Origin of the sequence: Apibacter sp. HY039 (assembly GCF_004023655.1) — a bacterium.
Lineage (GTDB): Bacteria > Bacteroidota > Bacteroidia > Flavobacteriales > Weeksellaceae > Apibacter > Apibacter raozihei.
The window spans coordinates 103696-126060 of record NZ_SAYM01000007.1; the positions used below are offsets into that span (position 1 = coordinate 103696).

Annotated in this window: 19 protein-coding genes and 1 tRNA gene; 5 read left to right on the forward strand and 15 right to left on the reverse strand. The window is 28.5% G+C overall.

The window, feature by feature from the left end; all coding sequences use genetic code 11:
* Window positions 1-490 precede the first annotated feature (490 nt).
* Window positions 491-562: transfer RNA gene (locus EQ921_RS12725), tRNA-Glu, on the reverse strand.
* A gap of 227 nt (window positions 563-789) precedes the next feature.
* Between EQ921_RS12725 and EQ921_RS12730 the strand changes: the two genes are divergently transcribed.
* Window positions 790-1827, forward strand: coding sequence for a YafY family protein (locus EQ921_RS12730; RefSeq protein WP_128331918.1), 1038 nt, complete (start codon window positions 790-792; stop codon window positions 1825-1827).
* Window positions 1828-1840: 13 nt separating this feature from the next.
* Here EQ921_RS12730 and EQ921_RS12735 read toward each other — a convergent pair whose 3' ends face one another.
* Window positions 1841-2482, reverse strand: a complete 642-nt coding sequence (locus tag EQ921_RS12735; RefSeq protein ID WP_128331919.1) for a trimeric intracellular cation channel family protein — start codon at window positions 2480-2482, stop codon at window positions 1841-1843.
* A gap of 94 nt (window positions 2483-2576) precedes the next feature.
* Window positions 2577-3296: a hypothetical protein gene (locus EQ921_RS12740; RefSeq protein ID WP_128331920.1), complete on the reverse strand. Its 720-nt coding sequence runs from the start codon at window positions 3294-3296 to the stop codon at window positions 2577-2579.
* Between the two features lie 194 nt (window positions 3297-3490).
* Here EQ921_RS12740 and uvrA point away from each other — a divergent pair, with 194 nt between their 5' ends.
* From uvrA to upp, 4 genes are all read left to right on the forward strand, one after another.
* On the forward strand, window positions 3491-6316 hold the full coding sequence (uvrA, locus tag EQ921_RS12745; protein WP_128331921.1) for an excinuclease ABC subunit UvrA: 2826 nt from the start codon (window positions 3491-3493) through the stop codon (window positions 6314-6316).
* Window positions 6317-6420: 104 nt separating this feature from the next.
* Window positions 6421-7392, forward strand: coding sequence for an acyltransferase family protein (locus EQ921_RS12750; RefSeq protein WP_128331922.1), 972 nt, complete (start codon window positions 6421-6423; stop codon window positions 7390-7392).
* A 180-nt stretch (window positions 7393-7572) separates the two neighbouring features.
* Complete coding sequence (locus EQ921_RS12755; protein WP_128331923.1) at window positions 7573-8244, forward strand: DUF4919 domain-containing protein; 672 nt, start codon at window positions 7573-7575, stop codon at window positions 8242-8244.
* Window positions 8245-8419: 175 nt separating this feature from the next.
* Window positions 8420-9079: a uracil phosphoribosyltransferase gene (gene upp / locus EQ921_RS12760; RefSeq protein ID WP_128152054.1), complete on the forward strand. Its 660-nt coding sequence runs from the start codon at window positions 8420-8422 to the stop codon at window positions 9077-9079.
* Window positions 9080-9194: 115 nt separating this feature from the next.
* Here the strand turns inward: upp and rpiB are convergent, their stop codons facing one another.
* The 12 genes from rpiB to EQ921_RS12820 form a co-directional block, all read right to left on the reverse strand.
* On the reverse strand, window positions 9195-9656 hold the full coding sequence (gene rpiB / locus EQ921_RS12765; protein WP_128152056.1) for a ribose 5-phosphate isomerase B: 462 nt from the start codon (window positions 9654-9656) through the stop codon (window positions 9195-9197).
* A 305-nt stretch (window positions 9657-9961) separates the two neighbouring features.
* Window positions 9962-10882, reverse strand: coding sequence for a CPBP family intramembrane glutamic endopeptidase (locus tag EQ921_RS12770; protein WP_128331924.1), 921 nt, complete (start codon window positions 10880-10882; stop codon window positions 9962-9964).
* Window positions 10869-12077, reverse strand: coding sequence for an NAD(P)/FAD-dependent oxidoreductase (locus tag EQ921_RS12775; protein WP_128331925.1), 1209 nt, complete (start codon window positions 12075-12077; stop codon window positions 10869-10871). Before EQ921_RS12775 ends, EQ921_RS12770 begins: the two co-directional genes overlap by 14 nt.
* 81 nt (window positions 12078-12158) lie before the next feature.
* Window positions 12159-14681, reverse strand: coding sequence for an exopolysaccharide transport family protein (locus EQ921_RS14815; protein WP_128331926.1), 2523 nt, complete (start codon window positions 14679-14681; stop codon window positions 12159-12161).
* 9 nt (window positions 14682-14690) lie between these two features.
* Window positions 14691-15500, reverse strand: a complete 810-nt coding sequence (locus EQ921_RS12785; RefSeq protein ID WP_128331927.1) for a polysaccharide biosynthesis/export family protein — start codon at window positions 15498-15500, stop codon at window positions 14691-14693.
* A 79-nt stretch (window positions 15501-15579) separates the two neighbouring features.
* Window positions 15580-16695, reverse strand: a complete 1116-nt coding sequence (locus EQ921_RS12790; protein ID WP_185144517.1) for a glycosyltransferase family 4 protein — start codon at window positions 16693-16695, stop codon at window positions 15580-15582.
* Window positions 16676-17440, reverse strand: coding sequence for a glycosyltransferase family 2 protein (locus EQ921_RS12795; protein WP_255424493.1), 765 nt, complete (start codon window positions 17438-17440; stop codon window positions 16676-16678). Before EQ921_RS12795 ends, EQ921_RS12790 begins: the two co-directional genes overlap by 20 nt.
* On the reverse strand, window positions 17437-18420 hold the full coding sequence (locus tag EQ921_RS12800; RefSeq protein ID WP_128331928.1) for a hypothetical protein: 984 nt from the start codon (window positions 18418-18420) through the stop codon (window positions 17437-17439). The genes EQ921_RS12795 and EQ921_RS12800 overlap by 4 nt, the downstream gene beginning before the upstream one ends.
* Window positions 18421-18471: 51 nt before the next feature.
* Window positions 18472-19617, reverse strand: coding sequence for an EpsG family protein (locus tag EQ921_RS12805; RefSeq protein ID WP_128331929.1), 1146 nt, complete (start codon window positions 19615-19617; stop codon window positions 18472-18474).
* Window positions 19618-19620: 3 nt separating this feature from the next.
* The gene (locus EQ921_RS12810; RefSeq protein ID WP_128331930.1) at window positions 19621-20586 is read right to left on the reverse strand and encodes a glycosyltransferase; all 966 of its coding nucleotides are present in this window, start codon (window positions 20584-20586) and stop codon (window positions 19621-19623) included.
* A 254-nt stretch (window positions 20587-20840) separates the two neighbouring features.
* On the reverse strand, window positions 20841-22031 hold the full coding sequence (locus EQ921_RS12815; RefSeq protein WP_128331931.1) for a 3-phosphoshikimate 1-carboxyvinyltransferase: 1191 nt from the start codon (window positions 22029-22031) through the stop codon (window positions 20841-20843).
* Window positions 22028-22354: a nucleotide pyrophosphohydrolase gene (locus EQ921_RS12820; protein WP_128331932.1), complete on the reverse strand. Its 327-nt coding sequence runs from the start codon at window positions 22352-22354 to the stop codon at window positions 22028-22030. The genes EQ921_RS12815 and EQ921_RS12820 overlap by 4 nt, the downstream gene beginning before the upstream one ends.
* Between the last annotated feature and the right edge of the window lie 11 nt (window positions 22355-22365).

Here is a 22365-nt window from a genome sequence, read left to right on the forward strand (position 1 = left end):
GGAAACAAAAGAGGTTTAAAAATGTTTGATATAATCCTTTTTTGTTTTTAATCACTAAAATTTAATGGTATAATATTTTAGTGAATTCACAAAATGTTTATAAAAATTATAAGTAAACCTGGTTATGTTTTCAGAGTATTCGGTAAAGTGCCGTTTAATTATCCAACGATAATAAGCCGAATCTCCTTTCAATAAACCTAAGTCGAGAAATTTTTTAAGGTATCTCATCCTTCCTACTAATAGATTTACAGTCTATTAAACAAACCAATGTCCAATTAAAAGTTGGATGCTGGAATCGAACCAGCTAGATTAAAACTGTGCTCTATCCATTGAGCTATGTTTAAAAAAACAACAGGACTCGAACCTGTAACCCCAGCGTTCATGGTTAGCAGACACACGTTTTGTTTCCAGTATGGTAACAGCCAAAGGCTTATACCACTTCCATGCTATACAGAAACATGAGATTCAGACAACGAACCGGTGTTACTCGTACTCAGGCAGGGAATTGAACCCTGATCTCCAGATTGAAAATCTGATGCACTTGCCATTGTGCTACTTGAGCGAATCATTGAAAGTAGGTATTAACTATATCAATACTGCAAATATACATGCTTAAGTGTGTTATAGAATTGCGTAATTAAACAATTTTATATAATTTTTTATATATAACTGTAAATCACTTTTTTATTTATGATTTAATTTTTTTAATTGGAGAGAATATTCTCTATTACGCAATTATATTGCGTCTTTTAAATTAAAATGAATTATATTTGAAAAGATAAGAATAATATGGCAACTAACAAATCTGCATTAATACGTTACAGAACTATAGATAATTGTTTACGAAACCCATATCGGAAATGGACACTTGAAGATTTGATCGATAAGGTTTCCGACGCATTATACGAATATGAAGGCATAACCACGGGTGTAAGTAAGAGAACAATTCAGGCCGATATTCAGTTAATGAGAAGCGATAAATTAGGATATAATGCACCTATTATTGTTAAAGAAAGAAAATATTATGTTTATGATGATCCTGAATATAGTATAACCAACTCACCAATCACCGATGCCGATATGGGGAAAATGAAGGAAATTGTAGCTGTATTAAAGCAGCTTAACGGTTTCCAGTATTTTGATGAAATGAGTGAAATGATAGCCAGATTAGAGAATAGTTTATATAAAACAGAAGATAAAAAACAGGAATTTATACAATTTGAAGGAAATCAACGATTAAGAGGAATTAAATATATTACTCCTATTTATCATGCAATAGTTAATAAAAAACCATTACTTATTAATTATAAATCTTTTAAAGCCATACAGGCTAGGCAATCTGTTTACTATCCTTATCTACTCAAAGAATATCGTAATCGCTGGTTTCTGGTATCTAAGCAGAAGAGCGGAAAATTTCTTTATAATCTTGCCTTGGATCGTATGGAAGAAGTCTACGAATTGGCAGCAGAACCTTATGTTGAGTATGAAGGGGTTGACTTTAACCGTTATTTTGACGAGGTAATAGGAGTTTCCAAAACAGAAAAAGATAGGGCACAAAAAGTTATTTTATGGTTTAATAAAGATAATGCTCCCTATGTAATTACTAAGCCTTTGCATAGCTCTCAGCAGATTGTAAAGAACGAAGAGGATGGAGGTATAGTAATACGAATTGATGTGGTACTTAATTTTGAACTGGAAAGAGAAATATTAGGTTTTGGAGATACAGTAAAGGTGTTAAGTCCCAGATTATTGCAAAAAAAAATAAGAAAAAAGTTACTCAGTGCATCCCAATTATACACCGAAGCTGAAACAAAATCTGATGATTAGTAAAAAAAACAATTTATCTTTCACTTTTAAGTCTTGGGATTTGTAAATCCCATTTCACAGCTATATAACGTAGTAGTACAACTACTCCAACAGTGATAATACTTATGAAAGGAAGTTGAAAATTAAACAGTTGTAAAAATACAAAGCAGCTACCTCCTAAAATACAAGGAAAGGCATAAATTTCACGTTTAAATATCTGAGGAATTTTATTTAGAAAAACATCCCGGAGAATTCCGCCAATAATACCTGTTATAGTTGCCATAGAAATAATAACCCATGAGTTATAGCCTAGAAGCATGGCCTTTTCTGCACCGACGACTACAAATAAGCCCAGCCCGATACTGTCACTCCAGAAGAAAAATCTGTTGAGATGGTTAAGATGTTCCCTTAGAAAAATATAAAATAAGAGAGCCAGAAGTGTACACCATAAATAGATACTGTTTAGCATCCAAAAAGGAGTTATATCTAAAAGAAGATCCCGTAAAGTTCCCCCGCCCACAGCAGTTACGAAGCCCAGAACAAACGCTCCGAACCAGTCGCAATTTTTAGTGGCAGCACCACGAATACCACTTATAGCAAAAGCAAAAGTTCCTATAAATTCAATGATTTCCACATATCGGATTTGCAGGAGTAAATCAATTACAGATTCTTTCATTTTTCTGACTGAATTTTAAAAATTTTGCAATATTACAATATTTATTAAAAATTTTAGAAATGGATAACTATAATTTATTAATCAGAGTCTGTAATTATTTTATGGCGAGAATGGCTTCAGCTAATAAAGTACAATATTCTAAATTTTCCGGAAGATTTAATATGTCTCTTTCAATCTGATAAATTCGGTTGGTAATGGAAGTTATATCAGCACCTGTCTTTTTGAGAATGAAAATATCCGGAATATAATTCTGGAATTTATTATTACCATTTATTATACCTTCGAAATTAGAATGCCAGTTAATCCACAAAATATCATTAATTTTTTTGAAGAGAATAAAGTCCTGACTGGTTTTTAGTGTATTCTTAAGGCCTTTACTCCGGTTAAATAAAAGAAGTAATGATTCGGTTTCTTCGATTAAAGTTTTGTCTTCAAAATAGTTAGCAGTATTAATAGCCAGATAAGGAAAATCCAATTCATTATTTTTATCAAAAGCAGAAGCATAAGAATGTCCGGAATTATTATAAGTAATTTGGGCTGTAAGTTCCGCTAACAATAAATAAGTATTTGGTGCAAAATCAGTGTTTAACGTTGAAAAATCTTTTAATTTCTGATAAATTTCATAAGCAAATCGCCACTGTTCAATATCCGGTATAATAGTGTATAATTCTCTAACCGGATCAGGTAAGGTATCTATGTAGACATCAAATAATGAGAGTATAGAACAAGCCCATCCCGGTTTAACCTGATCCGGAATATTATCTAAAATTAAAGGGCTTGAATTATTTATTAGATACTCTTGCTTTTTATCCATATCCTTATTGAGGAGGCAAAGGTACAAAAATGACTTATATAAGTTTTAATTCAGTAATTAATTTTTGCTTGTGTAAATAACAATCTGTTTATGAATTTATGAGGTAATATAATCTTTAAAAAGTTTCAATTTTCGTACCTTTGCATTTGTCTTGAAAATATCTGTAAATCTATAATTTTAAGACAATTAAATTTATGAATCAGGATTATATAAAAATATACGGAGCCAGAGAACATAATTTGAAAGATTTGTCTTTGGAAATACCCAGAAATAAGTTGGTGGTAATTACAGGATTGAGTGGTAGTGGTAAATCATCATTGGCATTTGATACTATTTTTGCAGAAGGTCAGCGAAGATACATTGAAACTTTTTCAGCCTATGCCCGCCAATTTTTAGGTACTTTGGAACGTCCGGATGTTGATAAAATTGACGGACTTTCTCCTGTTATAGCAATAGAGCAGAAAACTACGTCTAAAAATCCTCGTTCGACTGTAGGAACAGTTACAGAATTATATGATTTTTTCCGTTTATTGTATGCGCGTGCATCTGATGCCTACTCCTATAATACCGGAGAAAAAATGATTAAATACTCGGAAGATCAGATTATCGATTTGATTTATAAGGATTTTTTAGGAGAAAAAGTATTGTTACTGGCGCCATTAATCCGTTCAAGGAAAGGACATTACCGTGAACTATTTGCCAGTTTGGCCAAAAAAGGATTTTTACAGGTTAGAGTTGATGGAGAGCTTAGAGAGATTGGAAAAGACATGAAGCTGGATAGATATAAAATACATGATATAGAAGTTGTTATAGATAAGTTAGTTATTGATGAGAATGAATATAATCAGCGTATTTTATCTTCTGTCCGTTTAGCTATGCAGCATGGTGAGGGTACAATCATGTTGCTTAAACAGGGTGAAGAACAAGGAAAATATTTTAGTAAAAATCTCATGTGTCCTACTACGGGAATTTCTTATCAGGTACCTGAACCCAATACGTTTTCATTTAATTCTCCCAAAGGGGCATGTGAGCACTGCAATGGTATAGGAAGAGTGAAAGAAATTAATATATCTAAACTTATACCTAACACCAAACTGTCTTTTAATAAAAATGTTTTTCCAGTCTTTGAAGAATTAAAACATACCGGGTGGATTATGTCGCAGATAGAAATTATTTTGAAAAAAAATGGTTTTGACATGAGTACTCCTTGGGAAAAATTTTCTGAGCAGGCGCAAAATGAGGTGTTATATGGTGCTAATGAAAAAATTACCATGGATTTGGATTATGCTCAGATCAAGAAGACCTATAAGATAAGTTTTGAGGGTGTGCTGGAACATCTGACCCGTTTAACGGAAGGTAATGAAGAGGGAGATACTCAAAAATTTAAGACCCAGATATTTGAAGATAATATTTGTCCGGTTTGTCAGGGAGCGCGTTTAAAAAAAGAAAGTTTATTTTTCAGGCTTGATGAGAAAAACATTTCAGAAATATCAAATTATTCGTTAAAACAATTAGATGTCTGGATTAAAGAACTTCCCGCAAAAATTTCCGAAAATCAAAATATAATAGCCAAAGAGTTGTTGCAGGAGATAACCAAAAGGTTAAGTTTTCTGTTAGATGTTGGGTTGGAATACTTAAGTTTAAACCGTCCTTCTCAAACGCTTTCCGGAGGTGAATCCCAAAGGATACGTCTGGCTACGCAAATTGGTTCTCAGCTGGTAAATGTATTGTATATTTTAGATGAGCCTAGTATTGGTCTACATCAAAGAGATAATGTAAAATTAATAGAATCACTTAAAAAACTAAGAGATTTAGGAAATTCGGTAATAGTTGTAGAGCATGATAAAGATATGATTTTACATGCAGATTATGTGATTGATTTAGGGCCTTTTGCCGGCAAAAGGGGAGGGGAAATAGTATGGCAGGGTGAACCTAAAGATATATCAGAAGCTAATACGTTAACATCTCAATATATAAACGGTCAGCTAAAAATTAATGTTCCGGATGAAAGAAGAGCCGGAAATGGTCATCATTTAAAATTATCAGGTTGTACCGGAAATAATTTAAAAAATATAACCTTGGATATTCCGTTAGGAAGTTTAGTATGCATCACCGGAGTTTCAGGTAGTGGTAAATCTTCTTTGATAACCAATACTTTATACCCCATTTTAAACAAGCATTTTTATCGCGCTGAAAAGCTGCCTTTACCATACAAAAAAATTGAAGGAATAGAATTTTTGGATAAAATTGTAGATGTTGATCAATCTCCGATTGGCAGAACTCCACGTTCTAATCCAGCTACCTATACCGGAGTTTTTACCGAAATAAGAAATCTTTTTGCTCAACTTCCAGAATCTAAAATAAGAGGATATAAATTAGGACGTTTTTCATTCAACGTTAAAGGAGGAAGATGTGAAGTTTGTCAGGGTTCCGGACTAAAGCTTATCGAAATGAATTTTTTACCGGATATCTATGTTCATTGTGAAACCTGTCATGGGAAACGATTTAATAGAGAAACCTTAGAAGTTCGGTATAAAGGAAAATCTATTTCCGATGTTTTGGATATGACTATCGATGAAGCGGTTGAATTTTTTCAACCCATACCTAAGATTTATCAAAAGATTAAAACTTTACAAGAAGTAGGATTAGGGTATATAACTTTGGGACAACAGTCTACTACTTTATCAGGAGGCGAAGCACAAAGAGTAAAATTAGCTACTGAACTAAGTAAAAAACAAACCGGAAATACTATTTACATATTAGATGAACCTACTACTGGCTTGCATTTTGAAGATATTCGTATATTAATGGATGTTATTAACAGGCTGGTTGATTTAGGTAACTCTGTACTTATAATTGAACATAACCTGGATGTTATCAAAGCTTCTGATTATATTGTGGATATAGGATTGGAAGGAGGAGATAAAGGAGGTAAAATTGTGGTGCAAGGAACTCCGGAAGAAATAATAAAAAATAAAGTAAGTTATACAGCTAAATATTTAAAAGAGGAAATGCTTTAAAATATTAAATACGTGTAAAGTATAAAATGTATTAAAATAAAGGTCTTTTTTAGCGGGATTTTTATATTTTTGCATCGATTTTTAAATTACTATAAAGTTAGATTATGCCTAAGCAAAGAGATTCTTTTTTTGATTCTATAAAATTTATATTAATTTTTTTAGTGGTTCTTGGTCATTTGCTGGAAGCAGTAGCAGGCATAAATCATTTGAATCGAGTAGCTTTCGATTTTATATATACTTTTCATATGCCTCTTTTTATTTTTATTTCAGGCTATTTTTCTAAAAATATTACTTGGAATAAATTTGTGAAAAGCTTTAAATCATTATTTTCAACTTATGTTGTTTTCCAGTTTTTATTTATTTTATTTCAGTTCTTTTTTTCAGGGAAATTTGATTGGTTTAAGTTTATCTTTTTTCCTCAAAGCGTTTTATGGTACATAGCAGGGTTGATGATTTGGCGCTTTTTATTCTATTTTATTGAAAAATTTAAAATTTCATTTATACTGGTATTTACTATTTCATTAGTAATTACTTTTGCCTTAGGGTTTACGAAAGATGTAATTCCTTTTTCAAGAATATTAACTTTCTTCCCTTATTTTATTTTAGGATATTTTTGCAGTGAAAAGTTTATAAAAAAAATAAGATCTATAAATAAAATATATTTTACGACCTTCTTAATTTTATTTTTTTTAGCACTTTATTTTACAACGAGTAATTTATATAGATACAATCTTTTTGGAGAATCTACTTACAACGCTTATCCAACTATATTGGAAGGAATTGTTTACAGAGGAGTCTGGTTTTTGATTACCATTATTGTTTCCATAGCTTTTATAAATGTGATGCCTGTTGTATTACCTAATTTAGGATTAAATACAATGGAGATTTATTTGCTTCATCCACTCTTTGTTTATTACGTATTTAATATTATTGTAGGTTATTATCATTTAAACCCTCCTTTTATCTTGGTTTTTTTGTCAGCTGTGCTTATTGTTATAATTTGTTTATATTTAGGAAAGTTGAAATTTATCAAATACCTGATAAATCCTATGGATTTATGGAAAAAACGGTCCTGATTACATTAAATAATAAATAATAAATAATATAAATATTTATATTCATTTATTAAATTATTCTTATTAAATATTATATTTTGTTTTTGTAAGATTTTCAGTATAAATTTTTATGCGTATAAATATTTTATATAAGTAAAAGTGTGTATCTTAGTTGATAATTAATAATTATATAAAAATCTTATGAAAAGAATTTTTCTTATATTAACTCTTTTTGTGATTAGTTGTTCTTTTTCGCAAACAATAGACCTCGAAACTGTTAAAAAAGAAGTAATAAATAAAAACTCTTCATTTTATTATGAAGATTTGGTAAAGCAATTTATTGAACATCCTGAAACTTTTCGTGCTGATACAGTAAAATCTGAATATTTATATTACGGTAAATTATTTTCTACCTACTATAAGAAATCATCGGAGGTTAAGTCGCAAAATATGCGGTTGATAAAATTAACCGGAGATAAAAAATATTCTAAAGCTATTGCTTTAGGAGAGAATTTGATCGAAAAAGATCCTGTAAATTTAGTTATTATAATGAATTTAATTAATTCGTATAAAAACCAAAATAAGGATGAAAACAAAGATAAAATAAATAAATTATCTCTACAGGCAGAGATTTTGTTAACAGCTATAGCCAAGTATGGTGATGGTAAATCTAAGGAAACTGCGTTTAAAGTTATTGCTTTAGGGGATGAATATATTCTGCTAAATTATTTAGGGATTAATTTGGCTAAATATACTCGAAAATCGGAAAATTCGAAAACAAAAGAAATTTTAGATATCTGGACGAAAGATAATAACTTCGCAGATGATCATAGAGAGAAAATTTATACAGTTGTATACTCAAATGTAGATTAAATTTTTTGAATATTTATCGTACTAAATAAGTTTTATTTTTGGGTAGTTAAAATTTTAACATAAAAACCGATAGTTTTTGATATAATTTTTAATTTTATTAAATTCTGTGCAATATCAGTTGAAGATGATTGGATATTCATAATACAAATACTTATATTTACAAAAAATATTATTTATGATTGTTCACGATTTTAGTCAAACTAAATCTATATTAAATCATTTTGTAGCAGAGTTAAGAGACGTTGAAGTACAAAAAGACCGAATGCGTTTCAGAAGGAATTTGGAAAGAATAGGTGAAATATTAGGGTATGAATTAAGTAAATCATTAAATTACCATACGGAAAATATTAAAACCCCACTTGGAATTAAGCCTACAGACTTATTGGATCAACAACCTGTTCTATGCACCATATTGCGTGCAGGTTTACCTTTACATCAGGGAATGATGAACTTTTTTGATCAGGCAGAAACAACGTTTGTGTCTGCTTTTCGTCATCATCCAAATGGTGAAAAGGAATTTGAAATTGTGGTTGAATATCTGGCTACTCCTTCTCTACAGGATAAAACTTTAATCATTTCCGATCCTATGTTAGCTACAGGTGAATCATTGGCTAATGTGTATGAAGTACTATTAAGTCAGGGAGTTCCTAAAAAAGTTCATATTGTTGCAGCTATAGGTTCAAAACCTGGAATTGATTATATAACTAAAAAACTTCCCGAAAATTCTGAACTATGGATTGCTTCTGTTGATGAAAGGCTTGATGATAATCAATATATTATACCAGGATTAGGTGACGCAGGAGATCTTGCTTTTGGTAAAAAATTGTCAAAATAAACTGAATTTTTTAAATTCAATTAAAAAGCTGAAGTTTAAACTTCAGCTTTTTTTGTTTAATAAAATTACTAATGATTTTAAGAGTAAAAGGTTATACTAACTTGGTTGTACAAATTTATTTTTTTGAATATTCTTCTTCATAATCACAGATACGTTGAACTTTAGGAGTGGAACCTCCTCCGCTAAATTCAGATTCAAGCCATGTGTTTAGTAAGCTTTTAGCAAGTTCATGTCCAATAACTCGTTCCCCAAAGCAAATAATTTGAGCATTATTACTTTTTCTCGCTCTTTCAGCAGAAAACGGGTCATGACATACGGCTGCTCTTACACCAGGTATTTTATTAGCAGTTATAGCCATACCTATGCCAGTTCCACATGTTAATACAGCTCGTTCAAATTCTCCTGAAGCAACAGCTTTGGCTACATTTGCTGCAACATCTGGGTAAAGAACCACTTCACCTTTTTCTGCTCCAAAATCCTTTACTTCATATCCTAGCTTTTCCAAATATTCTTTTAATACTATTTTTAGTGCATAAGCCGCTTCATCACAACCTATTGCTATTTTTTTCTTTTCCATGATATACTATTATATTTTCTTAATTAGTAAATGACTTAATTTCAATAACACAAATATACTTACTAAAACAAAACTAAACAATACTATTATGAAATAATTTTTATGATAATTAACAGTTTTTATCATAGATGTATAATATAGTAATTGATAATCAGTTAATTAATTAATTATTAAATATTTCGATAGTGAAACTTTTGTTTTAATAAAATATTGATTGCTAAATTAACAAGATTAAAAAACAGATAAATATAAGATTTTTACTTATTATTGCTAATTGACTGATTGATATATGTCTTTATTAAATATTATTCTATTTTAGAATGAATTTTTAGTATAAATTTTTTATCAAAGATGAAAATAAATAAGATAATAATTATATTTGAAAGTATTGTAGAAATTCCTACTACGGAACTATATAGTTCGTTCCCATTAGAGACGTAAAGAGGAAATAGGGTGCCTATAGAATTGATCATTCCATGAAATAAACAAGGAGCTAATATTGAGTTTGTTTTATATGTTAAATAACTAAAAATAGGACTAATTGTTATAGTAAACAGACACATAATTAAAATTCCTACAATTGGTGATGATGGATAATTATGCCCCATAATAATTAGCGGAATATGCCATAAGCCCCAGATGGTTCCTATAAATATTGATGATCTAAAGAATCCCAATGATTTTGTTTCATTAAGTAAAAAATTTCTCCATCCGAATTCTTCTCCAAATGTTGCAAATAAGTTTACAATTCCTCCAAAGATTGTACACTGTATGAAGAATGCAAAAAATAATATAATAGGTGAAATAGATGATATATTATAAGCTGTTGAAGAGGTAGGAATTAATTTTTGAGTTAATTTTGTTAAACGAAAAGAAAAACCTTCACTTGAGAAGTCAACTTGTCCAAAATTTTCATTCAAATGATTATTTCCAAATATCCAAATAATTGTAAAAGATAATAATATTAAACAAACAAATACCAAGGGTATTAATAAAAGCTTATTATAAGGCTTAAAATTTAATTTTAAGGAAAACTTATTTTTTTTTAATTTAATTAATAAAAGAGCTGCGGATGTAGGTCCATACATGTATACGATAACAAGTAATAAATATGTTATGGAATTAGATTTGCAGCCAATCAGATTAATTAAACAGGCAATTGTCCAGCTAAAAGAAAAAGATAAAATAATAAATAATGTAATATTTTTTTTATCAATTTTTTTCATAGATGTTAAATTGTTGACTGATAACAAAAGCTTCGCTCCAACATGCCTGAAAATTAAATCCTCCGGTAATTGCGTCTATGTCAATAACTTCACCAGCAAAATAAAGATTTTGCACTAGTTTTGACTGCATTGTCCGGAAATCTATTTCTCTACGATTGACTCCTCCGGCAGTAACAAATTCATCTTTAAATGTACTTTTGCCATTTATTGTTAGTCGGGTATTAGTTAATGTTTCTGTAATCCTATTTATATCAGTTTTACTCAATTCAGCAAGCACTTTTTCTTTTATTTCTAAAACATTTAGCATATTTTGCCAGAATCTTTGTGTAAGATTATAGGGTTTAAGAGAATAAATGGATTTTTTAGGATTTTGAACTTTATAACCGTTAAGTGTATTTTTAACTTCATCAAAACTCTCAGAAACCCAATTAATTTTAAGAATAAAGTTATATTTTAATTCAGCAAGTTCTCTGGCCTTCCAGGCAGAAAGTTTAAGTATTGATGGGCCACTCAGTCCCCAGTGGGTTATTAATAAAGGTCCGTATTCAGTATGTTTTAACAAAGGAATTGATATTTCAGCTTCAGTAAAAGAAGTTCCCTGAAGATTCTGGATTAAAGGAGATTTACAATTAAATGTAAATAGACTGGGAACAGGAGAAATTATTGAATGGCCTAATTTAGATATAATTTTCCACATTTTGGGAGAGCTTCCTGTTGCTATGATTAATGCATCAGCTTCATAAACGAATTTCGAAGTTATAATTTTAAACAATTGATTTTCATTCATTATATCAGAAACAACAGTTTCGTAATGTACTTGTATATTGTTTTTTTCAGTATGTTTAAGTAATGTGTCAATGATTGTTTGCGATGTATTAGTGTCAGGAAATACCCTGTTATCAGCTTCTGTATTTAAATTAACTTTTCTTTTTTCAAACCAGTCAAAAGTATCAGAAGGTTGAAAATGAGAAAAAATACTAGTTAATTCTTTGGACCCTCTAGGATAGAATTTAACCAGTTCTTTAGGATTAAAACATGCATGTGTTACATTACACCTTCCTCCACCAGATATTTTAACCTTTTGTAGCGGATGTTTGGATTGTTCTAATATGGTAACTTTCCAATTAGTTTTATTAAGATTGGCTGCTAAGAAAAAGCCGGAAGCTCCTCCACCTATGATAACTAATTTTTTCAAAGAGTTAAAATTTTATTTAGATTGAATTATTCCTAATTTTATATAAATGAATAGGACTGGTTTAACCAGTCCTATTAGAATTTATGATTTTTTAAATAATCTTTTTATTCTGGATATTAAGGAATTGTCGTAATTTTCATCTTCTTCAAAATATCCATATCCATATCCGTATCCATACCCATACCCATAACCGTATCCATAGCCATACCCGTACCCATAGCCAATACCTCCAGGATTAGTGAAGTCATTAAAAATTATTCCTATATGATTTACTTCTTCTGCTTTATATTTTTCATTTATGCTTCTTAATAGTTGTTTATATGTATAATTACATCTTGTAACATATAATCTAGCATCAGAAAGTCTCATTAAATCGTAAGCATCAATTACCAAACCTACAGGTGGCGAATCTATAATAATATAGTCGTATAAATTTCTTAACTTTTCAATTAATTCCCGATTTTCATCACTGATTAATAATTCTCCAGGGTTAGGTGGAATTGGCCCTGCAGGTATAATATCAAAATTATCATAGCCTGTAGGTTTAATAATTTCTTCAAGAGTATTATTTCCAGATAAATAACCGGATAAACCTATTTTATTACTTATATTAAAGTCATCGAAAATTCTCGGCTTTCTTAAATCCATACCTACCAGTACGGTTTTCTTACCGCTTAAAGCTATTACTGAAGCTAAGTTGATAGCTATAAAAGTTTTACCTTCGCCTCCAATAGAGGAAGTGATAAGAAATACTTTACCGTTTTTAACAGTTTTTTCGTTAAATAAAAATCTAAGATTTGAACGTATAGCTCTAAAACTTTCTGAAATACTTGATTTAGGTCTTGTTAAAACAACTAAATTGTTTTCTGCATTTTTTGGACCTATAGTACCAATTAAAGGAATTTTGGTAGTAGATTTAAGATCAGAAATTAATTTTATCTTGTTGTCTAATAATTCGATTAAGAAAAGTACAATGAAAGGTATTAAACTAAAAATTCCAATATATAAAATTTTATTTTTTCTTACATCAGGAGTTATGGGGCCCTGACCTATATTTTTAGCTTTATCTAATATGACTATATCAGAAACTGTGGTGGCTTTTCTCATTTCCGCTTCTGATAATTTATCTAGTAAACTATTATAAATTCCATCATTTAATAAATAACCACGTTGTGCATTTATGAATTCACGTTCTTTTTCTGGAAGAGTTGCAAAATCAGCTTCTATTTCCCTGATTTTTTCTGATATATTATTGATATCGTTAGAAATATTTTTTCCAGAGTTGGCTAAAATTGAAACCGCTTTATTCTTAGCCAAGTTTATTTTATAATCAAGAGCTTTTATTGGTTCAGAGTTAATTCTATATAAAATAAGTTTTTCTCTTTTTTCTTGTTCTAAGCTTTGAATGTTTTGTAGTATTGATGAAAATCCAGGGTCTACTCCGGAAAGATTACTATCGATAATGATAGAGCCGTTGAAAACAGAGTTTCTTAACAAAGATACAGCTTGAAGTTTAGCTTGGAGTTCAGCTTTTTGTTGATCTAAATTTTGAATCTTGGACAAAGCTACACTAGTTCCAATGTCTGATTGAGAAAAGGTTTTATTTTTAATTTGAACTTTTTGAAATTCAGCAGAAGCACTATCTAATTTCTTTTTTGTAATTACTATTTGATCTTTTATAAAATCTATAGTATTTTGATTAACAATATTTTTATCGTCTAATCTTCTGATTATTAGCTGTTCTATGGATTTATTTAAAAAATTGATAGTTCCATTTAAACTTAATCCTCTTTTAGAAACAATCATTACTGATGGTAACTCATTATCAAAATTTACGCTTATTAATGACTGAATTGTAGATACGGCTTGATTTATAGATATTAGATTAAAATAAAATTGCAGTCCTTCTGCATTACCATTTCCTTCAAAATCTTCGTTTTTAATTATTTTGAATTTAAGATTATTAGTATTAATCCAAGTATTTAGAGGAATAATTATTTCATTTTTATTATTTGCTTTTCTATTGATCAATTTTTCAGAAGAATAAAAATAACAAGTTTCATTAGACGTCTCAGGAAAAGTAATTTTAAATTTATTATTTTTTAAAACTTCTACTTTTGTGTTATAATTCAGAGCTTGAGCATATGAGGTATCTATAATTATTCTAAAGGGAATATCAATATAATCAATTTCAGTAGTTTTAATATTTCCTTTTTGAGTATAATTTATATAAAGACCTAGTTTTTTAACAAGAGTTTCATTGTGAGTTCTGGACGATAATAATTTTTTATAAAAAATTCCCTGAGTAGCGCCGGAATTTCCTCCCCAAATAAAGTTTATAGACTGACTAGGAGCTAATACACTAGAAGTACCCGTTGAAATACTTGTAGTAATTGTAGATTGATAATACCTGTCAGAAAATCTATTTACAACATAAGACACTACCCATCCAATAATAAAAGCTATTATAAACCAATACCAGTTATTAATCAGTCTTCTAATAAATCTTTCAATACTGAAAAAATTTTTTTCTAGAATTTCAGAAGCTTTATTTTTAGAAGATGCAGAATTTGGGTTGGAATTAGAATTAGTTTCGTTAGACATAAAATATTTTTATAAATTTTTAAAGAATAAATATGTAGTTATAGCAGACATTCCTAACGACATAAACTGTGTTACGTCTCCTATAGTTGTTCCTCCACCAAGCCCAGATATTTTTTCTTTTAATGGATCAATTATAATTTGATCTCCAGGTTGTAAATAGTAATAAGGAGAGTTCATTATATCATCTCTAGTAATATCCAGAACTATATTTTTTTTTCCTTCCGGATATTCTCTTATAATTCTAATGTGTCTTCTGTCGGCATATCTGGTTAAATCTCCTGCTTTAGCTATAGCTTGGAGTAAATCAAGTCTATTGGAATCTTCTGTTTTTTCACCGGGTGAAGATACTTCTCCGACCATGTAGTATTTTATAGTTCCTAAGTTTATTCTCACTTCTGCTTTTCCGTCATTATACAAAACCTGATTTAATTTAGTCTGAACTAAACTCGTTATTTCACTAAGAGTTAATCCGTAAACGTAAAATTCTCCAAGTCCATATATTGTGATAAAGCCATCCGGATCAACAGGCAACCCTCCGGTTTTTAATCGACCAGTTGATGAGCCTGAAAAGTTTTTAAATGCTTCTGTATTCTCGGTAGTTAAAAATTTAGAAGCATTCTCATCAGTAGTTATTAATACCATGGTTAATATATCATCTTTTTTTACTCTGTAATTCTCATACGATACAGGTATTAAACCGTACTGATTTAATTGAAGATTGTCACTGGGTTGTAAATATTTCAAATCCTTCACACCAATACATGAAGTTAAAAATATTGATAAGAAAAGTATTAATATGTAAAATTTAGAATTCATCATGATAAAATTAATTTTTCAAAAATAGTTATTTTTTTTATATTGTTATTATCCATAATATTTTTTATGATACTAATTGACTTTAATTATATTTATTAAGTCTTAATATAAGTATCGGTAGAAACGAAAAAATTATTCCTAATAACATTATGGTAACAAGTAATATATGGATATTTATATGTCTAAATAAATAAGCAACTACAATGATAAATGCGTTTTCTAAAACCATAATTACTGAAACCTGTTTATGATTTAAATTTAGTCGTAAATATCGATGATGCATATGATTTCTATCAGCAGCAAAAGGAGATTTTCCCTTAGATATTCTAATTGTGAAAACACATAATGTATCTACGATAGGTATGATTAATATTGCTATAACTATAACAGGTGCTGATTGTAAATGATATATAGGCATTCCTGATGAAGATAAAAGTAAAAATAAATTCAAAAATTTTATTCCCATAAATGAAAGTAAGAAACCTATAATCATAGAGCCCGTATCCCCCATAAATATTTTATATTTTTTTGAAAAATTAAAAATCAGAAATGCACTTAAGCTTCCAATAATAGTCAAACACAAAACAATCATAGGATAATTTATTTCTCCAAGTCTCCAAAAAGTCCAGATAAAAGCGATACTTACTAAAATAGCTACACCAGATGCAAGGCCGTCAATACCATCAATAAGGTTATATGCATTGATTAGTAAAATAAATACAAAAACCGTAAAGAGTATACTAAACCAATAGGGTAAAAGTTCAATTCCAAGTATTCCAAAGAAATTACCTATTCTAACATTTGAACCAATTGAAATCATGAGAGCAGTGGCTATCTGTGCGTAAAATTTTTTGTCAGGAGCAACTACCAGAATATCATCCATAAGTCCAATGAAAAATAATATAATTATGGCAGAAAATAAAAAAATATATGCTGAAAAAAGTTCATATGCACATATAGAGGACATTATGGTTATTGAATAAAAAATAGATATACCTCCAAGATTAGGAGTTCTTTTGACATGCGAACTTCGATCTCCTGGAAGAGCCATTAAATTTTTTTTATATGAAACTCGTATAATTTTAGGTATAGTTAAAAAAGTTAACAAAAAGGAACCTACAAAACCTATCATACACTTTAGGTAAAAACTATCAATACCTAAAAACGTTTTGATTAATCTAATATCTAAATTTTCCATATTTTTTTAAACCATTAAGGCTCCATTGTATTGTATAATAAATTGATTTAGGCAAAGATAGCTTTAAAAAATTATAATATACTAAAAATTGATAATATGCAATTTTAAATTTATTTCTTGAATATGAATTTTCACGAATTCTGTAAACAGCTAAGGGTTTCACAATTGCTCTTGCTTCAGAGACAATTTTCAATACATTTATCCATAAGGCATAATCTTCTCTCTTATATACATTTTCAGGAATAAGGATTTTTCCAATTCTTTGGCTATCATACATAGTGGTTAACATAGGCATAGGACAGTTATATAGTATTCTCTCATAAGTAATATGATCCTCTGCTATAAAGTCAGATAGTAAAGGATTTAATTGTTCATCATATCTTTTATAGGAACTATAAACTAATTCTTCGTTATTATTAAGTAAAAAATTTTTAGTAGTAGTTAAAAAATCGGGTAACCATATATCATCACTATCAATAAAGGTAATAAAGCGACCTTTAGCAAGTTTTAACCCTATATTTCTAGCTTTTGCTGCACCATAGTTTTGGTTAGATTCAATTAGTTTAATTCTCTGATCTTTAATAGATTTAATAAGATTTACAGAATTATCAGAACTATTGTCATCAACAATAAGCCACTCCCAATCAGTATCAGTTTGATTTATTACTGAGCGAATAGTGTCTGAAAGATATTTTTCTGAATTATAAGAAGCAGTGATTATAGATATTGATGGATTATCAATCATTTTGATAACAATTTATAGTTAGCTAAAATTAATTGACCAGCAATCAATGGTATATACAATCTGATTTCCCAAAGTAATCCGGCATATATAATTGTAATTATATAAGGAAATGAAAATACAATATAATTATAAACATTATATTTATAATTTTTATTTATTGAAGATGTAATTGAAAAATAGGTTATTATTAAATAAAAAATAAATCCTAAAATGTTTTTTATCTCTTTATAATTGTGACTAAAATAGTTACCTTCCACTAAACTAGCTTTATCAGTATGTATAAATATTCTTATGCCTATATAAGCTATTAAAAAACTTAGTACTGGAAGCCATAAACATTTTAATAAATATTGAATTTTTTGTTTTTTAAATAGGTTAGTTATCTTACTATTTACTAATACTGAAGCATAGAATGATAAAGTTAAAGCAGAAGATTCTCTGTTACATGTAGATATAATTACTAATAATGATAATAAAATAGTGTAACTGTAATTAAATTTTTCATTTAGCTTGAATATAAAATAAATAGATAAAAAGAAAAAAAACATTGAAGCATTATCAAATGGTGTTATAACGTATTGAGATAATGCAAAGATAAATATTATTAGAAAATATAATAAATATGGCTGTGCTATATTTTTGATTAAAATTTTATACAAAATGATACAGGATAGTATATAAAATAAAGTATTATATAATACAGTAAGAATAAAAAAATCAGTACCCAAAGTATTCATTGGTTTAAATATACTTTGGTTTCGTAAATTCTGTAAAAATGGAGATAGCCAATTATAAATATGAGTTAATAAATCACGGGATAAAAAACGATAGTTATATAAACCAGAATAATACAAATCTGGAAGTTTATTAAGATTAGCATGTACTTGTGCATATTTGGAAGTAAATCCAAAATAGGTTATAAAAGAAAGAATAAAAGGAAGTAGAATTGCATAGCAAATAAAATTAAATTTTTTTAACATAAGTAATAGTGTTTTAGAAAATCATATCAAAATTATAAATATCGTTTTTTATTAATTAGAACTTTTTTCATCATAAAATTCATGTGGGGTAAAATAATAAATATTAAATTCTGGTGCATTAAACATCGTATTAAATTTATCAAAACCTAATTCTCTGGTATTACTCCAGAATCTCCAGCTTATCAAATAAATATATAATATGTAATAGATAAAAATTAAATTTTTATATCTTGAATATGCTACAATCATAGCTATTAATATTATATCAAATGATTGATAAATTGCTGAAAGTCTTATAGAAAATATTGGATTACCATGAAAAGCATAGTAAAAAAAATAAAAAACAACTATAAGATTTCTCACTTTCATATAATTTTCATTTATATTTTGATTTAAAATATATTTGTCGTTTACAAAAATTATGATAAAGAAAAATATTTTAACAAACTCAGTTACAGTTAAAGATTCTTCTTTTAATTGTGAATAAGAATTAAAAGATTCCGTAGCTAAATTTTCTGTAGAAATATTGTTTAACCATTCTCCTAACAATCTATAAGGTTCAAAAGGCCATAAAAATACTCCAATAGCTATAATTAAGATAGCTCGATTTGTTGATATTTTCATATTGGCTACCCAAAAAGCCGGTATAAATACCATTGCCGTTTTATGTGATAAGTATGCTAAGTAAAGGCATATTAGATATTTATATAATTTTTTTGATGAGATGTACTTAAAGGAATACATACATATAGCAGTAGCGAGTGCCTGCCTCATATGGCCCATATCACTTGCAAAAAAACCAGGCATAAAAAAACATAATAATGAAAACACAGGCAATGGAGAAAAATTGTATATAGTTTTCCCCTTTAAAGTGATTGAAATAGCAGCAATTGTAAACAATAAAGCATTAAAAGGAAGTCCAAGAGTACCAATTATTTTGGAAAGCAAAACATACATGGGCTCAATACCAATATTTTTATCAAATATCATGCTCCAGGATACATACTTATTAGAGCTCATATAAAGACCAAAATATGGCCAATAATCAGCTCCTTGAGCTACTCTTATTCCAGCAAGTGTGACAAAAATAATACAAAATAATACAAAAAATATCTTTTGTTTAATACCCGTACTTAATTCTCTATAACTTGCAAAAGTAAGAATTATCATTATTGCATAATATATAGGATGTAGCATAAGTTATAGTCTGATAATGTTTAAAGTATAAAAAACAATTTTTAAGTAACTTAATGAAAATAAATAAAATTTGTTATATCTTTTTAAATATATAATGTCTGATTTACTTATATTTTCTTCTTTTAATAAATTTTTAAGATGAATAATCATATTTTTTTTCACTAAACTGTCTTTAACATAAGCGTAATAAGCTAAAAAACTATAAAAACCCTGTAAAATTACAAATTTTTCCCAATCTTCTGTGTTATTCTTGTAAATACTGATTGAAAAATCTTCTTTCACAAGTCCTATAGCCTTAAACATGTCTAAACCTTTAGAAGTGTAATTTCTGGTTATAGATCCCTTACGAACAAAATAATTATATAAATACTTATTACTTTTAGCAATAACTTTAGATTTCAAAAATAAACGAGGTATAGTGGCAATATCTTCAAAATGTAAGCCAGATGGGAATTCGATATAATTAAACAGTTCACGTTTAAAAATTTTGTTACATGCAAAACAGGACATTTCACCAAATACAGTAAAATCTTCTTCTAAAATTATTTTTTCCGAAAGTTGTGGTAATTGAGGTAGCAATTTGAAAATTTCCCCCTTTTCATCAACATTTTGAAGATTACAAAAAACAATATCAGCATTATGTTTTTTACCAAGAAAATATAAATCTGACATCATTTCTTTTTCAACCCAATCGTCACTATCTACAAAAGCTATGTATTCACCAGTAGCTTTTTTTATACCCAAATTTCTGGCTTCACTCAAACCTCCGTTAGTTTTACAAATGCTGACAATATTTGTGTTTTTTTTTGTGTAACTATCAATGATAATCTGGGAACCGTCTGTAGAACCATCATTAATCAGGACAATTTCTATTTCCTGCAATGTTTGATTTATTAAAGAATCAATACATTTAGAAAGATATTTTTCTACGTTATATACGGGTACAATTATAGATACTTTATAAGCCATGTATTAAAAAAGTGTTGCAAAGTTACTTTTTTAACACGAATTATTAATTATTTAATTTAAAATAATTTAGGATTTGCTTCATGTATATTTGTGTAATTTTTTTTTTAGGATATAAATTAAAATATTAAATATTAAAAACATATAGTAAAGATAATTTTGTAATTAATTATATTATCATAGTAAATCAGTGTTAAAATATATAAAATATTTTAACAATCAGGATACAAAATCATACTTTACACGTAACCAAAAAATCATGTAATACCATAACATTTCATATCATCCCAAAATTCAACATATGATTTTTCAACTACAGAAGGGTTATCTATTGTTATAGGGAAAAGTAATTTTAAGGGAGTAAAACACATCGCCATGCGATGATCATTATAAGTTAATATTTTTTGTTTTTCGATAAATTGGTCGAATTTTTTTAATTCAAATGTAGAATCCGTAATTTTAACCTTGCCACCACATTTTTCAATTTCTTTCTTTAGAGCAAATAAACGGTCAGTTTCCTTAATTTTTAATGTTTCCAAACCTGTTATTTTAATGGGTATTTTTAAACCAAAAGCTGTGACAGAAACAGTCTGGGCAATATCCGGACAATCATTCATGTCAAGTTCAATAAATTCAGGATAGTCAAATTGCTCTATTTTTGATAAAGTAATTTCTCCGGAATTAAATTCAGTATGTACACCAAAAAAATCTTTATAAATTGAGACAATTCGTTTATCAGCTTGTAAAGAGTCCTCAAATAAATAAGAAAGAGTTATTTTTTTATTTTTTCCTAAAGCACATAATGAATAATGATAAGATGCTGATGACCAATCGCTTTCAATTATATAATTTTGTTTGTTAATATCTTTTTTAAAAGGAATATCAATAGTATTATTAGAAAATGAAGCTTCAATACCTAAAGAATTTAAAATAGACAAGGTCATATTGATATAGGGTAATGAAGTAATTTTTCCTTTTAAACTTATTTTAAGCCCATTTTCAATCTGAGTACCTATAAGACAAAGTGCAGTAATATATTGGCTACTAATTCCTGCTGATAAATTCACTGAATTAGTATTTATATTTTTACCGTTTATTTCAACAGGCGGATATCCGGTATTTTCAAGATAAGATATATCTGCTCCCAAATCGACTAAAGCATTTACTAATATTTCAATGGGGCGCTCTTTCATACGTTGAGATCCTGTTAAAATAATTTTTTTATTCGGTTGTATAGAATAAAAAGCAGTTAAAAAACGCATGGCTGTACCTGCATGATGAATGTCTATTAATCCCTCTTTTGAAGAAAGAGCTTTTTGAAGTAAATCTGAATCTTGACTATGAGACAAATTTTTTAATGAAATGGAGCCATTATATAATGCATTTAGAATTAAAAGACGATTCGTTATACTTTTGGAACCTGAAAGTTTGATGGAAATATTAGTCATACTAGTTTTTCATTATTTTTGTGTCTGTCTTTATCTCTTTTTGTTTTTTTATTCATTTGATTTTGAAAAGCTTCTTCAAGATTAATTCCGGTTTGATTTGCCAGGCAGGTAACTACAAAAATAACATCAGCTAATTCTGCTCCTAAATCTTTATTTTTATCGGATTCTTTTTCGGATTGCTCACCATATCTTCTGCTAATAATTCGTGCAACCTCTCCAACCTCTTCTGTTAGCTGGGCCATGTTAGTGAGTTCATCAAAATATCTAACACCATAATCCTGTATCCATTGATCAACCTGTTCCTGAATTAGTTTTAAACTCATAATAAATAATC

Excerpts from the sequence above, each read along its gene's own strand:
- EQ921_RS12730 (WP_128331918.1), top strand. The coding sequence starts at position 790 with ATGGCAACTAACAAATCTGCATTAATACGTTACAGAACTATAGATAAT.
- EQ921_RS12735 (WP_128331919.1), bottom strand. The coding sequence starts at position 2,482 with ATGAAAGAATCTGTAATTGATTTACTCCTGCAAATCCGATATGTGGAA.
- EQ921_RS12740 (WP_128331920.1), bottom strand. The coding sequence starts at position 3,296 with ATGGATAAAAAGCAAGAGTATCTAATAAATAATTCAAGCCCTTTAATT.
- uvrA (WP_128331921.1), top strand. The coding sequence starts at position 3,491 with ATGAATCAGGATTATATAAAAATATACGGAGCCAGAGAACATAATTTG.
- EQ921_RS12750 (WP_128331922.1), top strand. The coding sequence starts at position 6,421 with ATGCCTAAGCAAAGAGATTCTTTTTTTGATTCTATAAAATTTATATTA.
- EQ921_RS12755 (WP_128331923.1), top strand. The coding sequence starts at position 7,573 with ATGAAAAGAATTTTTCTTATATTAACTCTTTTTGTGATTAGTTGTTCT.
- upp (WP_128152054.1), top strand. The coding sequence starts at position 8,420 with ATGATTGTTCACGATTTTAGTCAAACTAAATCTATATTAAATCATTTT.
- rpiB (WP_128152056.1), bottom strand. The coding sequence starts at position 9,656 with ATGGAAAAGAAAAAAATAGCAATAGGTTGTGATGAAGCGGCTTATGCA.
- EQ921_RS12770 (WP_128331924.1), bottom strand. The coding sequence starts at position 10,882 with ATGAAAAAAATTGATAAAAAAAATATTACATTATTTATTATTTTATCT.
- EQ921_RS14815 (WP_128331926.1), bottom strand. The coding sequence starts at position 14,681 with ATGTCTAACGAAACTAATTCTAATTCCAACCCAAATTCTGCATCTTCT.
- EQ921_RS12785 (WP_128331927.1), bottom strand. The coding sequence starts at position 15,500 with ATGATGAATTCTAAATTTTACATATTAATACTTTTCTTATCAATATTT.
- EQ921_RS12790 (WP_185144517.1), bottom strand. The coding sequence starts at position 16,695 with ATGGAAAATTTAGATATTAGATTAATCAAAACGTTTTTAGGTATTGAT.
- EQ921_RS12795 (WP_255424493.1), bottom strand. The coding sequence starts at position 17,440 with ATGATTGATAATCCATCAATATCTATAATCACTGCTTCTTATAATTCA.
- EQ921_RS12800 (WP_128331928.1), bottom strand. The coding sequence starts at position 18,420 with ATGTTAAAAAAATTTAATTTTATTTGCTATGCAATTCTACTTCCTTTT.
- EQ921_RS12805 (WP_128331929.1), bottom strand. The coding sequence starts at position 19,617 with ATGCTACATCCTATATATTATGCAATAATGATAATTCTTACTTTTGCA.
- EQ921_RS12810 (WP_128331930.1), bottom strand. The coding sequence starts at position 20,586 with ATGGCTTATAAAGTATCTATAATTGTACCCGTATATAACGTAGAAAAA.
- EQ921_RS12815 (WP_128331931.1), bottom strand. The coding sequence starts at position 22,031 with ATGACTAATATTTCCATCAAACTTTCAGGTTCCAAAAGTATAACGAAT.
- EQ921_RS12820 (WP_128331932.1), bottom strand. The coding sequence starts at position 22,354 with ATGAGTTTAAAACTAATTCAGGAACAGGTTGATCAATGGATACAGGAT.